Origin of the sequence: Microbacterium sp. (genome assembly GCF_052102115.1) — a bacterium.
In the GTDB taxonomy this organism is placed as follows: Bacteria; Actinomycetota; Actinomycetes; order Actinomycetales; family Microbacteriaceae; genus Microbacterium.
In genome coordinates this window covers 1-14,078 of record NZ_JBQDVP010000060.1, presented here as the reverse complement: position 1 = coordinate 14,078, position 14,078 = coordinate 1, and the positions used below count along the sequence as shown (strand labels likewise).

At 67.8% G+C, this 14,078-nt stretch carries 13 protein-coding genes; 9 read left to right on the top strand and 4 right to left on the bottom strand.

Going from position 1 to position 14,078, the window contains the following annotated elements; genetic code table 11:
• Positions 1–156: 156 nt before the first annotated feature.
• Complete coding sequence (locus ACTICP_RS14120) at positions 157–1,602, bottom strand: mannitol dehydrogenase family protein (protein ID WP_441893426.1); 1,446 nt, start codon at positions 1,600–1,602, stop codon at positions 157–159.
• 11 nt (positions 1,603–1,613) lie between these two features.
• Positions 1,614–1,790 (bottom strand): hypothetical protein, encoded by a 177-nt coding sequence (locus ACTICP_RS14115; protein WP_441893424.1) that lies wholly within the window; start codon positions 1,788–1,790, stop codon positions 1,614–1,616.
• Between the two features lie 117 nt (positions 1,791–1,907).
• Between ACTICP_RS14115 and ACTICP_RS14110 the strand changes: the two genes are divergently transcribed.
• Both ACTICP_RS14110 and ACTICP_RS14105 read left to right on the top strand, forming a co-directional pair.
• Complete coding sequence (locus ACTICP_RS14110) at positions 1,908–3,218, top strand: LPXTG cell wall anchor domain-containing protein (protein ID WP_441893422.1); 1,311 nt, start codon at positions 1,908–1,910, stop codon at positions 3,216–3,218.
• Positions 3,219–3,398: 180 nt separating this feature from the next.
• The gene (locus ACTICP_RS14105; protein WP_441893420.1) at positions 3,399–4,724 is read left to right on the top strand and encodes a peptidoglycan DD-metalloendopeptidase family protein; all 1,326 of its coding nucleotides are present in this window, start codon (positions 3,399–3,401) and stop codon (positions 4,722–4,724) included.
• Here ACTICP_RS14105 and ACTICP_RS14100 read toward each other — a convergent pair.
• Positions 4,687–7,008 carry an FdhF/YdeP family oxidoreductase gene (locus tag ACTICP_RS14100; protein WP_441893418.1) on the bottom strand — a complete coding sequence of 774 codons (2,322 nt, stop codon included), beginning with the start codon at positions 7,006–7,008 and terminating at the stop codon, positions 4,687–4,689. The two genes, ACTICP_RS14105 and ACTICP_RS14100, sit on opposite strands and share 38 nt — an antisense overlap.
• Before the next feature lie 49 nt (positions 7,009–7,057).
• The gene (fdhD, locus tag ACTICP_RS14095; protein ID WP_441893416.1) at positions 7,058–7,963 is read right to left on the bottom strand and encodes a formate dehydrogenase accessory sulfurtransferase FdhD; all 906 of its coding nucleotides are present in this window, start codon (positions 7,961–7,963) and stop codon (positions 7,058–7,060) included.
• A gap of 53 nt (positions 7,964–8,016) precedes the next feature.
• On the opposite strand from fdhD, the gene ACTICP_RS14090 reads away from it, so the two are divergent.
• The 7 genes from ACTICP_RS14090 (at position 8,017) to ACTICP_RS14060 (ending at position 14,001) form a co-directional block, all read left to right on the top strand.
• Positions 8,017–9,219: a molybdopterin molybdotransferase MoeA gene (locus tag ACTICP_RS14090; RefSeq protein ID WP_441893414.1), complete on the top strand. Its 1,203-nt coding sequence runs from the start codon at positions 8,017–8,019 to the stop codon at positions 9,217–9,219.
• Positions 9,216–9,806 carry a molybdenum cofactor guanylyltransferase gene (gene mobA / locus ACTICP_RS14085; RefSeq protein WP_441893412.1) on the top strand — a complete coding sequence of 197 codons (591 nt, stop codon included), beginning with the start codon at positions 9,216–9,218 and terminating at the stop codon, positions 9,804–9,806. The genes ACTICP_RS14090 and mobA overlap by 4 nt, the downstream gene beginning before the upstream one ends.
• Positions 9,799–10,080: a DUF6457 domain-containing protein gene (locus tag ACTICP_RS14080; RefSeq protein ID WP_441893410.1), complete on the top strand. Its 282-nt coding sequence runs from the start codon at positions 9,799–9,801 to the stop codon at positions 10,078–10,080. Before mobA ends, ACTICP_RS14080 begins: the two co-directional genes overlap by 8 nt.
• A gap of 107 nt (positions 10,081–10,187) precedes the next feature.
• The gene (gene fdhA, locus ACTICP_RS14075; protein WP_441893408.1) at positions 10,188–11,408 is read left to right on the top strand and encodes a formaldehyde dehydrogenase, glutathione-independent; all 1,221 of its coding nucleotides are present in this window, start codon (positions 10,188–10,190) and stop codon (positions 11,406–11,408) included.
• Between the two features lie 2 nt (positions 11,409–11,410).
• A complete protein-coding gene (locus tag ACTICP_RS14070) occupies positions 11,411–11,812 on the top strand; it encodes a GlcG/HbpS family heme-binding protein (RefSeq protein WP_441893406.1) in 402 nt (133 codons plus the stop codon).
• 58 nt (positions 11,813–11,870) lie between these two features.
• Positions 11,871–12,698, top strand: coding sequence for a helix-turn-helix transcriptional regulator (locus ACTICP_RS14065; protein WP_441893404.1), 828 nt, complete (start codon positions 11,871–11,873; stop codon positions 12,696–12,698).
• A gap of 100 nt (positions 12,699–12,798) precedes the next feature.
• Positions 12,799–14,001 (top strand): Fic family protein, encoded by a 1,203-nt coding sequence (locus ACTICP_RS14060; protein ID WP_441893402.1) that lies wholly within the window; start codon positions 12,799–12,801, stop codon positions 13,999–14,001.
• Positions 14,002–14,078: the final 77 nt, after the last annotated feature.

Here is a 14,078-nt window from a genome sequence, read left to right as displayed (position 1 = left end):
CAGCATCCGATGGATCTCGATCATGCCGCTGGCGTCGCACTTCTTCGGACCGTCGACGGGTACGGCACCTTCGGAGGGCAGCGGTGTGGCCGACATGGCAAGAACGATACGCCCCGCCGCAGCTCTGGCACCAGGTCTTATGCCCCGGACGGTCGTTCAGAAAATGGTGAAGTCAGCGGCAGCTGCGACGTAGGCCTCGGCGAACCCGGCGTCGTCCGCCAACGGGGCGAGCATCGGCTGCGCGGTGAGGAACTCGATCGGTTCGCCGCTGGCCGCGGCGAGGAGCGCGGCGGCGGACTCGTCGGCGATCGCTGCCCCGCTCTGCGCGGCCCGCCGTGTGAACTCCCGCCAGCTGGCGATGAGCCGCGCACCGGCACGGGGCACCACTCCAGCGCCGAGGCGGTCCACGATGGTCGGCACGACGAAGGCGGGGATGCGGTTCGAGGCATCGGTGCCCAGTCGCGCAAGAGTGTCGGCGATCGCAGGGTTCGTGAAGCGCCGGAACAGCTCATCGATGTACCCCGACACGTCGAAGCCCTCGGGCACGACGAGGGTCGGCACGGCATCCTGCTCCATGAACTCGCGCACGAAGGCGGCGAGCCCCGGTTCCGCCAGCGCCTCGTGCACGTACTCATGTCCGGCGAGCTGCCCGATGTACGCGATGGCCTGGTGCCCGCCGTTCAGGAGCCGGATCTTGATCGCCTCATACGCGTGCACGTCGGAGGTCATTGTCGCTCCGACGGATCCGAGATCCGGTCGACCGGCCGGGAAGTCATCCTCGATCACCCACTGCTCGAAGGGTTCCGTGGCGACCGGCCAGGCATCCTCGATGCCGAACCGCTCGCGGATGCGCTCGATGTCAGCCTCGACGGTGACGGGGGTGATGCGATCGACCATGGTCGAGGGGAATGCGACTTCGGACGACACCCAATCGGCGAGTTCCGCATCGACCAGACGCGCCACCGCCTCGACGCTGCTCCGCGCGACGGCACCATTGCCGGGTACGTTGTCGCACGAGAGCACCGTGAACGGAGCGACCCCGCGGTGACGGCGCTCGCGCAGCGCGGCCACAATCCACCCGAAGGCGGTGCGCGGCTCAGCGAGGTCACCGGCAGTCTCGGCCATCACGAGCGGGTCGGCAGTCGCGATCCTGCCGCCCCACGGGTCCTCCACGTAGCCGCCCTCGGTGATGGTCAGCGACACGATCCGCACACTCGGATCCGTCAACTGCCGAAGCACGGCGTCGGGGTCGTCCGGCGCGTGCAGGAACCGGCGGATCGATCCGATCACGCCGGTCTCGTCGGTGCCGTCCGGGTGCCGAAGCGTGAGGGTGTACAGACCGTCCTGCGCCGCCAGCACGTCGCGCATCCGCGCATCGCGTTCGAGCAGTCCGATGCCGCAGAGGGCCCAATCGTCGGCGCCGCCCGCCTGCAGCAACCGGTCGATGTACATCGCCTGGTGCGAGCGGTGGAAGTTGCCGACGCCGAAGTGCACGATCCCGACGCGTACGTCTCCGTCGAGGTACGACGGGGTCGAGATATCGTCGGGGAGGGTTGCCAGCACGGCCCTGCTCAGCCGGTCGCTGTGCTCTGCACCGTTCATGAGGCGACCCGTCAGCTCTCGGCGGCGAGCGCCGCGACATTGTTGAAGTCGACGATAGCGCCCTGCTCGATCAAGCTCGAGCGCAGCGTCGCGTAGTCGAGGTCGGGGATCGCAACGTCGTCGGCGATGGACTGCGCCGCGGCCGTTCCCGCGCCCTCCCCCATCGCCATGCAGTCGCGGGCAACCACGACAACTTCAACGGCACGCACAACGGACCGAAGTCGCCGTTCGCGGCGTTCTTCACGGCAGACAAGTACTACGACCAGGCCGAGAACGGCTGGCCGGCGGGCGCCTCGTTCCACACGATGGATGAGGAGACCGACCCGGAGACGGGCGAGGTGCTGACGCGGGGCGAGGACAGCTCGAACAACTACGTGCTGTTCTCGGCCGGTGGACTCGACTTCGTCGCGGTCGGGCTGTCGTACGGGGTGACGCAGGAGGAGTCCGACTGGGCCGATTCGGTCTTCACCCGGTACTCCGACCGCAACGGGATCCTCGTCACGCACGGGTACGTCTCGTCCTCTTCGGAACCCGATGGCAGGACCGGAAAGCTGGGCGCAGACGGCAGCAAGCTGTACGACGAGGTTGTCCGCGCCAACGACAACGTGTTCCTCGTGCTCGGCGGCCACTTCCACGGCGTCGGGACCAGCGTCGAGACGATCGCCGCAGGGCAGGGTTCGCACAAGGTTGTTCAGCTGCTCGCCGACTACCAGGGGTACATGGTGCCGGCGGAGACGATCTTCAGCGAGGAGCGATGCGCCGCTGCGGGCCTGGACACCGCGACGCAGTGCGTGTTCGGCACCGGCGAAGACGAGGGCAAGATTGACGTCGACGGCGATGGCTCGTGGGAGCACCTCACGAGCGACAAGCTCGCAATGGGGGCCAGCTTCCTGCGGATGCTGCAGTTCAACACCGAGGACAACACGATGTCGGTGGACACCTACTCGCCGTTCCTCGACGAGTTCGGCGCGACACCGTACGACCACGGCAGTTCTCCCAAGACGACGCCCGAGCCCATCGACCGTTACAACGGTGCGGAGGACAACTTCACGGTTCCGATCAACCTGAGCACGCGGACGACATCGTTCGCGACGGACGGGATGACGGTGGCCACGCCGACCGATGAGGTCATCGGCACCGAGACGGTACCGTCGGGCACCCCCGCCGCGGTGCGGTGGACCGGACTGACCGAGGGCACGATGTATGCCTGGACGGCCAGCAGCACGGAGGCCGGTGGCGAATCGGGCGTCCTCGAGCAGTTCGGCAGCATGTTCGTGGCGCAGGGCGACGGCACGACCGATCCTGGTGAGCCGGAAGAGCCGGGCGACAGCGACGCGGATGGCTCCGGCGGCGGCGGCGGCGACGCAGATGGTGCTGGAGACGGCGGCGACGCGGATGGGGGCTCGGGATCGGGCTCCGACTCGGGGACCGACGCGGGTGAGAACGGCGACGCCGGTGCCGGCGGAAACGACGGCACCCTCCCCAACACCGGTGCGGAGATCTCCGGAGTGGTCATTGCGATCGCGGCGCTGCTGCTCCTCCTCGGCGGGGGGCTGGCGATCTTCGCTCGGCGTCGCAGGATCGCGGCCAGTGCCGAGGAGAAAGAGCTGACCTGAGCCTTCCGGGGGGATCGCTGACGTGAGCGTCGGCGATCCCCCCGGTCGCGTCCGGAGCATGCGTTCCAGGACTCGAGGTATCCGGCACGATCCGCCTCACGGAGGAGAGGCCCTCTCGCTGGTACTTTGACCTCGACAGCTGCTGCGCTCTCGAGCCAGCCGAGGTGGAGAGCACACAACATGAAGCGAACGTCGCACTGGCGTCTGGCGCGCATCACCATGGTGACCGTGGTGGCCGTGCTCATCGGGGTCATCGCGCCGTCGGTCTCGACGGCGCCGCCCGCGGTGGCGGCGACCGATGGGCAGATGATCTACCCGGCATCGGGCACCATCCAGTCCAAAGTCGGGGACGGATGCCGCGGCACGAGCCGACCGACGCATAACGGCATCGACATCTCGGGTCAGGGCGGCACCCCCATCCTCGCCGCGTACGACGGCGTCATCAAGGCGCGCGCGTGGAGCAATGGCTACGGCTACTACGTCGACATCCAGCACACTGGCGGGTACGTCACCCGGTACGCCCACATGGTCTCCCAGGGATCGGTCTCCCTCGGTGCGCGCGTGGTGCGCGGCCAGCAGATCGGCGTGGTCGGCAGCACCGGCAACTCGACGGGGGCGCATCTGCATTTCGAAGTGTGGCGGAACGGATCGGTGTACTCCGCCATCAACGGCGGCTTCGTCTGCCTGTCGAGTGTCACGCGGGGCAAGACCCTCCCCCTGAGTTTTCCCGGCTTGCGCACGTCCGTGATTCCGCCCGCGAACTCGGCCGACTACAACGGCGACGGCAAGTCTGACCTGCTGGGGATCGCCGCAGACAGCGATCTGCAGTTCTTCGCCGGCAACGGCAAGGGCGCGTTCGGCGCCGCTTCGGTCATCACCAGCGGATGGGGCGCGTACCGCCATCTGACGCACACCGATCTGAACGCCGACGGCAGGGGGGATATGCTCGCCGTCCGCAGCGACGGTCTCCTCGAGTACTACGCCGGAGGAGCCTCTGGCGGATTCGGCCAGTACAGCAGGCTCGATGTCGACTGGGACACCCGGCGGCACGTCATCTCGGGTGCCGATTTCTCCGGCGACGGACTTCAGGATGTGCTCGCAGTATCAGCGTCCGGCGCCCTCACCCTGTACCGCGGCAACGGTGCGGGAGCGCTCACCGGGGCGCGCACGACCGTCGGCAGCGGGTGGGGGTCGATCGCATTCATGGCCGGCGGCGACTTCGACGGCGATGGTCTCGGCGACATCATGGCGGTGGCGAGCGACGGCGTTCTCTATTTCTACGGCGGTCTGAGGGCCGGTTTCCGCGCGGGCGTCGTCGTGGGCAGAGGGTGGGGATCGTTCACCGCCTTCACCGGCGGCGTCGATTACAACGGCGACCGACGCGGCGACATCATCGCCCGCGCCGCGAACGGAGACCTCTATCTGTACGCCGGAAACGGGGCGGGGAAGTTCGCGAACGGTAAGGTCGTCAGCTCCGACTGGGGTGGGTACCTGCAGATCGAGTGACGCGCACGTGGATGCTCTTCATCAGCGGCTGATCGCTCTGCGCGCTGTAGTCGGCGTTGCCGACCAGCACGTTCATCTCGGGCATGTAGCCCGCGGCACTTCCCCGCGGCGTGTCATAGGCCACGGCACGATACTCGCGCAGTTCGCGCTCTGTGCCGTCCTTTGATGTCGACACGATGTCGACGAGGTCGCCCTGCCAGATGCCCCGATCGCGCATATCCGCCTCGTTCATGAAGATGAGCTCGCGCAGATTCTTCACCCCGCGATAGCGATCATTGGCGGAGTAGATCGTCGTGTTCCACTGATCGTGCGAGCGCATGGTCTGCAGCACGAGCATGTCTTCGGCTGCCGGGCGCACATCGTGCAGCGCGGGGGCTGAGAAGTCCGCCCTACCGGATGCCGTCCGGAAGTCGCGCTCGCGCGCCGGCTGCGGAATGCGGAATCCGTTCGGGTGCTGGACGAGCTCGTTGAAGCCCTCGAACCCGGGGAGCACCTGCGCCATCACGTCGCGGATCTGCCCGTAGTCCCCGGCGTAGGACTCCCAGGGTGTCGCACTGCCCGGCATCGTCGCCCGCGCCATCCGCGCGATGATGTCCGGCTCGGAGAGCAGGTGCTCCGACGCGGGCTTCTTCTTGCCGACGGACAGGTGCACCATGCTCATGGCATCCTCGACGGTCTGGCCCTGCAGGCCGCTCTCCTGCTCGTCGCGTTCGGTGCGCCCGAGGCACGGCAGGATGAGCGCCTTCTCGCCGTGCACGAGGTGGCTGCGGTTGAGTTTCGTGCTCACCTGCACCGTCAGCCGGCATCCGCTCAGCGCTTCAGCCGTATAGCGCGTGTCGGGTGCGGCGAGAACGAAGTTGCCCCCCAGACTCACGAAGACCTTGACGTTGCCCTCGTGCATCTCGCGGATGCTGGCGACGGTGTCGAGCCCGGGCTCGCGCGGCGACGTGATCCCGCAGACCTCGTCGAGGGCGTCCAGCAGCCAGGCGGGCGAGTGATGGTTGATGCCGCAGGTGCGGTTGCCCTGCACGTTGCTGTGCCCGCGGACCGGCGCCGGTCCCGCCCCGGGCCGGCCGATGTTGCCGCGCAGCAGCAGCACGTTCGTGAACTCGCGCACCATGTCGACGGCGTGCTCCTGCTGGCTGATGCCCAGGCACCAGCTGATGATGGTCTTGTCGGCGTTCAGATAGATCGCACCCGCCGCCCTGATCTGCTCCTCGGTGAGCCCGGACTGCTCCACGAGGTCCGACCACGGCGTCGCCTCGACGACCGCGCGGTACTCGTGGATGCCCTGGGTGTGTTCGGCGATGAAGGCGGTGTCGAGCGCCGCGGGGTCGGTCTCAGCCGCTTCGAAGACGACTTTCGCGATGCCGCGCATCAGCGCCATGTCTCCGCCGATGCGCACCTGCAGGTCGAGGGTTCCGGTCTCGTGCGTCTTGAACAAGGCCATGTCGACGAAGTCGTGCGGCACGATCGTGCGCCGAGATGCCGCCTCGATCAGCGGGTTGACGTGCACGATCTGCGCACCGTTCTTCACAGCATCCGACAGCGCCGTCAGCATGCGCGGAGCGTTCGAGGCGGCGTTCACACCCAGCAAGAACAGGGCGTCCGCCTCTTCCCAGTCCTCGAGGGTCGTGGTCCCCTTGCCCGAGCCGATCGATGCCGTCAGGGCGCGACCGGATGCCTCGTGGCACATGTTCGAGCAGTCCGGCATGTTGTTCGTGCCGTACTCGCGGATCATCAGTTGGTAGAGGAAGGATGCTTCGTTGCTGAGCCGCCCGGAGGTGTAGAACGTAGCCTCGTCCGGGCTGTCCAGTGCCCGCAGCTCTTCGCCGATCAGGGCGAACGCGTCGTCCCAGCTGATCGGTGCATAGCGATCGGTCTCGGGGTCGTAGACCATCGGCTCGGTCAACCGGCCGGTGTTCTCGAGCTCGTAGTCGGTCCACTGCGAGAGCTCGGTGACGGTGTGCTGCGAGAAGAAGCCGCTGCCGACGCGCTTGTGCGTCATCTCCCACGTGACGTGCTTCATCCCGTTCTCGCAGATGTCGAGCTTGAGCCCCTTTTGGTCATCCGGCCACGCGCATCCAGGGCAGTCGAATCCCTTGATGGGATGGTTCATGGTGAACATCGTCAGCGCGCCGCTCACCGGTCGCTTCGATTCCAGCAGCACCTCGCCGACCGACACGGCCGCGCCCCATCCGGCGGCGGGGTGCTCGTAGTCCTGCTGCGACCACGGCTTCGTGGTGACGGGTCCGTAGCCGCCTTGCCGGGCGTCTGCGGACATCAGCCCGAGTGTCCGTCCCCGATCTGCACCGCCACGTTTCCGGTCATCATCAAGACGAGTCATGCCCTGCCCCTTCCATCACGAGCGCATCGTCTTCGGGTGCGGTTTGCGACACCGTGACGCGGTGCGAATGCGCATACACGTTCATGCTCCGGCCTCGCAGGAACCCCACCAGGGTCAGACCGGACTTCTCGGCGAGCTCCGCCGCGAGCGACGAGGGTGCCGACACGGCGGCGAGGATCGGGATGCCGGCCATCACGGCCTTCTGCACGAGTTCGAAACTCGCCCGGCCCGAGACCTGCAGCACGGTCCCGCGCAGCGGAAGCCGGTCGTTCAGCAATGCCCAGCCGACGACCTTGTCGACAGCGTTGTGCCGACCGACATCTTCGCGCAGCACGAGCAACTCGCCGGTGGCGGCGTCGAACAGCGCCGCGGCGTGCAGCCCGCCGGTCTTCTCGAACACGTCCTGCTTCTCCCGCAGTCTGACCGGGTACGTGACGAGGTCGGCGGCATCCACGACGACGGGGTCCCCCGCAACGTCGTACCGCGACACGGTCTCGACAGCGTCGATGCTGGCCTTCCCGCACACACCGCAGGAGCTGGTCGTGTAGAACGCTCGGGCGACGTCGGGGGCAGGCGGCGGCACGCCGGGAGCGAGGGCGACATCCAAGACGTTGTAGGTGTTCTCGACGCCGCCGGTGCCGGGTCCACCGCAGTGGATCGCGGACTGGAACTCCTCGCCGGACCCGATCACTCCTTCGGAGACGAGGAAGCCGGCGGCGAGCTCGACATCCGTCCCCGGCGTGCGCATCGTGATGGCCAGGGGCGTTCCGCCGACGCGGATCTCGAGCGGTTCCTCGACGGCGAGCGTGTCGAGGCGACGGTGCGCGCCATCGTGCGCAGCATCGTCCAGCGCGATCCTCATCACCGACCGCCGTGTCGTGATCCGGCCCATGCCTCCGAGCGTACCCCCGCCCGCAAGACCGGGGACGGCTAGCGTTGGTTCCGATGATCACAATCGACGAGCACCGTGCGCGCATCCTCCGCGCGGCCGGCCGCCTGCCCGCGGTAAAGAGCAGCCTCGCCGAGGCGCAGGGCCTGGTACTCGCCGCCGACGTGGCCGGCCGGTGGCCGACACCGCTCTTCGACAACTCGGCGATGGACGGTTACGCCGTCCGTGCAGCGGATGCCGCAGCCGGCGCGACCCTGCGGATCGTCGCCGATGTGGCGGCGGGGTCGGACGAGGATCCCGCGCTCGCGCCGGGGGAAGCGGCGCGCATCATGACCGGTGCCGCACTCCCCTCTGACGCGGATGCCGTCGTGCCGCTGGAACAGACTGACCTGGGCACCGAGACTCACGACGTGGCACCGGAGCAGATCACGGTGCTCGCCGCGCCGGAACGCGGTGCGCACATCCGCTATCGCGGAGAGGATGCTCCGGCCGGCGCCCTGGCCGTCACAGCCGGAACTGTACTGGGCCCGTGGCAGCTATCCGCGATCGCGTCAGCGGGGTACGAGCACGTCGCCGTGCACCGCGCTCCGCGCGTCGCGATCGCCTCGACGGGCAGCGAGCTCATCGCCCCCTCCGGCACCCCGCGGCGCGGGCAGATACCGGAGTCGAACTCCGTGCTGCTGAGCACCGCGGTGCGCGATGCGGGTGCCGTCGTCACCAGCATCCGCATCGTCGCAGACGATCCCGCGGAACTGCGGCGCACGCTGGACGGTCTGGACACTGACGTCGTGATCCTCTCCGGCGGGGCGAGCGTCGGAGCGTTCGACGTCGTCCGGGCGGTGCTCGGCGAAGAACGCGGCGTGCGCTTCGATCAGGTCGCGATGCAGCCCGGCCGACCGCAGGGGTTCGGCGTACTCGATGCGGGACTGATCGCTTTCTGCCTTCCGGGGAATCCGGTGAGCGTCGCAGCATCCTTCGAGATGTTCGTGCGCCCGGCTCTGCGACAGATGGCCGGATTCGCCGTCATCGACCGTCCACGCGTCGTCCGCACGGCGGCGACCGCATGGTCGAGTCCGCAGGGTCGTGTCCAGCTTCTCCCCGTGGTCGCCGATGATGAGACCGTCCGGCCGGCGACGCACGGCGGAAGCCGCTCGCACCTCGTGACCTCGCTCGCCGTCGCCAACGCATTCGCCGTCATTCCCGCCGATACCGAACGCGTGGAAGCCGGCGACCCCGTGACGGTGATGGTGCTGTCGTGAGCGTTCCCGCCGCCGCGGCGATCGTGCTGGCCGGGGGACGGTCGGCCCGACTCGGCGGGGTGGCGAAGGCGACCGTGGAGATCGACGGCATCCCGCTGATCGATCACGTCTACGCCGCGGTTCGCGGGTGTACGCCGATCGTCGCCGTGGGGCCTGCCGACATCGGCCGCCCCGGCATCCGCGTCGTGCGGGAGAACCCGCCTTTCGGTGGGCCGGCGGCAGCGGTCGCCGCGGGAGTGGACGCGCTGGAGGGTTCGGATGCCGTCGAAACGTGGCTGCTCGCGTGCGACCTGCCCCGTGCGGCCGAACTCGTCGCGCGCCTCACGGCCGTGCCGATCCCCCGCGACGCTGATGCGGTCGTCGCCGCGGACGCCGAAGGGCGGATGCAGTGGCTCGCCGGCCGGTACCGCCTGTCTGCCCTGCGGAGCGCCGTAACGCAGCATCCAGAAGTCGACGGGTTGTCGATGCGGACGCTGCTCGACGGTCTTCGGCTGCAAACCGTCGACGATGGCGGCACAGCCATCGACCTTGATACCTGGGCGGCCATCGAGGACTATCGAAGCACGCGAAAGGACGACCATGCCTGATGCTCCCGAAGACCTCGAAGCCTGGGTTCGAGCCCTCGCCGAATCCCTCGGACTCGGCGATGGACTCGGCGCCGACCAGCATCCGGTCGGCCTGCTGCTCGACCTCACCCGCGACGCCGCGCATGGCGTCGTGCGACCGGCCGGCCCGCTGACGACGTATCTCGTCGGGCTCGCGGTCGCACAGGGCATGACGGTCGAGGATGCCGCGGCCCGCACCCGCGCGACGATCGCCGCGTGGCAGATGACCCGCAGGGACCTGCCGGATCAGGGCTGACCTGCCCGAACGGGTAGGCCCGAACGGTTCGAGAGTAGGTATCGCCTTCTGCACGGTTGGGACAGTCTGGACGTGCGGAGACCCTCCGCCCGAGAGGAAGGACGATGATGTCTGGAAACAGAGCGGTCGCTTACGAAGGCCCTGGCGTCGTGAAGGTGATCGATACCGATTACCCCGACTTCGAGCTTCATGACGGACCGGGGGTGAATCCGGCGAATGTGGGGCGGAAGATTCCGCACGGGGTGATCCTGCGCACGGTCGCGACGAATATCTGCGGGTCGGATCAGCACATGGTGCGCGGGCGCACGACCGCTCCGGCGGGGCTGGTGCTGGGCCATGAGATCACCGGCGAAGTGGTCGAGGCGGGCCCGGATGTGGAGTTCATCAAGGTCGGCGACATCGTCTCGGTGCCGTTCAACATTTCGTGCGGACGTTGCCGCAACTGCAAGGAGGGCAAGACCGGGATCTGCCTGAACGTGAACCCCGATCGCCCGGGCAGTGCCTATGGGTATGTCGACATGGGCGGGTGGGTCGGCGGGCAGGCCGAGTACGTGCTCGTGCCTTACGCCGACTGGAACCTGCTGAAGTTCCCCGACCGCGATCAGGCGCTGGAGAAGATCCTGGATCTGACGATGCTGTCCGACATCTTCCCGACCGGTTTCCACGGTGCTGTCACCGCGGGTGTCGGGGTGGGGTCGACGGTCTACATCGCCGGTGCCGGGCCGGTCGGGCTCGCCGCCGCGGTCGGCGCACAGCTGCTGGGTGCCGCGGTCGTGGTCGTCGGCGACATGAACGAAGATCGCCTGGCGCAGGCGCGGAGCTTCGGTTGCGAGACCATCAACGTCGGCGAGGGCGCCGTACCCGATCAGCTCGGCCAGCTTCTCGGTGTGCCGGAGGTGGATGCCGCCGTCGACGCCGTCGGCTTCGAGGCTCGCAGTGAGGGTCACGGGGCAAAGGCGAAGGAGGCTCCGGCGACCGTGCTCAACTCGCTCATGGATGTGACGTCCGCGGGCGGAGGCATCGGCATCCCGGGGCTGTACGTCACCGGAGACCCGGGGGCCGTCGATGAGGCAGCGAAGGTCGGTTCGCTGTCGATCAGTCTCGGCACGGGCTGGGCGAAGTCGCTGTCGTTCACGACGGGGCAGTGCCCGGTCATGCAGTACAACCGGCAGCTGATGATGGCGATCCTGCACGACAAGGTGAAGATCGCCGCCGCCGTCAACGCCAAGGCGATCACGCTCGACCAGGCGCCGCAGGGCTACGCCGAGTTCGACGCGGGCGCCGCCACGAAGTACGTCCTCAACCCCAACGGATACATCAAGGAGTAATCATGACAACCGCCACCCTCGAAGACGCCCGTCGCATCATCGCCGCCGCCGAGAAGAAGGCGACCGAGATCGGCCAGCCGATGAACATCGCGGTCGTCGATTCCGGCGGCAACCTCATCGCGCACGTCCGCCAGGATGGCGCGTGGATCGGCAGCGTGAACATCTCGATCAACAAGGCCTGGACGTCGAAGGCGTTCGACATCTCGACGAAGGACCTCGGCGACAACGCGCAGCCGACCCAGCAGTTCTTCGGCATCCAGAACACCAACGGCGGCAAGGTCGCGATCTTCGCCGGCGGCATCCCGCTGGTGCGCGACGGCGCCGTCATCGGAGCCGTGGGCGTCAGCGGTGGGTCCGGCGAGCAGGACCACTCGGTCGCCGAAGCCGGCGCAGCCGCGCTGTAAACACTGGCCGAAGGCTCCCCGCCCGGACGGGTGGGGAGCCTTCGGGTAGGTTGGCGTCATGGACAGCGAGGATGCTTCCCCCGGCACACGACGGATGCTGGTCGATCTCGATCGGACGGTCGCGGATCAGGCCGATCGTCATGCGCTGGAGCTCGAGTCGCTGCTGGCGATCCTGAGGTCACCGCGGCTCGAAGACCGTTCGGCGAGATCATCTGCGATCGATACGGCGGCGGCGGCGCTGGTGCGACTGAGGACCGAAGCCGACGAGCAGCGCAGTTCGATCCTCGAGCCGGTCGTCGGTGCGTTCGCGCGACTGCGCAGCGACCTGCGACCCTTGGAGCGGTTCGGGGCGCTGGAAATCCAGTTCGTCGAACCGCCCGCCACCGGCAGAGCGCTGCCCAGCGAGGTCGCGCACGCCGCGCGGGCGATCGTCCGCAACACCATCCTCGGGCTCGTGGACGGGGGTGATGTGAACCGCGTCCGCGTGCAGTGGGACTGCGACGGACTCAACCTCCTCGTCAGCATCCGAGATGACGGGCGCGGCAACTTGAGCGTCCACGACGATTCGCTGCGCCCGATCGCCGAACGCGTCACCTCGCTCGACGGCGTGCTGAGCGTTGATGCCACACCGGGGTGGGGGTCGTCGGTCGAGGTGTGTCTTCCCCTCGACCCGCGTTCCGACAGCCCGCCGCTGGTCGACGGCGTTCCTCTGACTGTGCGCGAGCACGACGTGCTGCGCCTCGTCACTGCCGGCGAGCGCAACCAGGCCATCGCCGCACAGCTCGGCATCAGTGCCAACACGGTCAAGTTCCACGTGTCGAATCTGCTGCGCAAGGTCGGCGCGAGCACCCGTGCCGAGCTGACGGCGTTGGCGCTGGCGCGGTAGGGGTGGTGCTGCGACCGCCGTAGCCCGTAGGCACTACTTTGGCTCGAGACAATTGTGGTTAACGCGCTAAACACCACTTTGTTGCGATAGAGTTGTGGTTATGAGCGTCGAAGTCGCCGACTTGCCCTGGCCACCCCACGGGGTCGAGACACTGCCGTGGCGGCAGCACGTGCGCGGCGGCACGAAGGAAGATCGGATGCTCCGATCCATCGACGCCACGATCCCGCCGTTGATCCGCGGCCTCGACTACCGGCCGCCTCTGCCCCTGGCACTCACTACGGAGAATGCGCTCCTGGCCGTCGCGCAAGCAGACACTGACGCCGAAGGACACTCCGCGGCGCTCAGCCGCTTCATGGTGCGATCGGAATCGGTGGCGTCCTCGAAGATCGAGCGAATCACGGCATCCGCAGTGGATTATGCGAAGGCGATCGCCGGCCACAGAAGCAATCCCTCCGCGACGAGCATGGTCGCCGCCTCGTCGGCGCTGCACGAGCTCATCACCACGGTCGGGCAACGCGGTCGCTTCGAGCTCGTCGATCTCACTCGCGCGCACCGCGCACTCATGATCGACGCCCCGGAAGAGGCCGACTATGCCGGTCGTCTGCGCGACATGCAGAATTGGATCGGTGGGAACGATCACTCTCCTCGTGGTGCACTGCACGTACCCCCCACGCCCGAACGCGTCGAAGAATTGATGGCGGATCTGATCATCTACCTCAACCGCGACGATGTCCCGGTCATGCTGCAGGCCGCGATCGGTCACGCGCAGTTCGAATCCATCCACGCCTTCACCGACGGCAACGGGCGCATCGGCCGCGCGCTCGTCTCAGCTGTGCTCCGGCGACGCGGCGTCACCCGCAATGCCGTCGTACCGCTTGCCAGCGGTCTGCTCGCACGTCGAGACGACTATTTCACGTCGCTCGGGGCGTACCGGCTCGGAGACCCGGCACCGCTCATCGACCTCTTCGCCCGCTCTGCTCGCGCGGCTGCCGAGTGCTCGCGCGAAACCATCACGCGGCTGAAAGCGCTGCCTGACGAGTGGGCAGCAGAGCTGAAGCCGCGGGCAGGCTCGGCCGCGGCTTCCCTGATCGCCTCGTTCTACGATTTTCCGGTCATGGGATCGGATGAGATCGAGAGGCGCTCCGGATCCGTCGCTTCCCAGGCGTACCGGGCCATCGACCAGCTCGTCGCCGCCGGCTTCGTGCAGGAAGTCACTGGCCGCAAGAAGAACCGTGTCTGGGCCGCGTCCGACGTGATGGCCGAGCTCGATGACCTCAACCGGCGCATCCAAGCCGCGATGTAACGGGGCGACTGGTCGAGAATGAGAAAACCCCCGATTTCTCGGGGGTTTTCATGGCGGTGACGGTGGGATTTGAACCC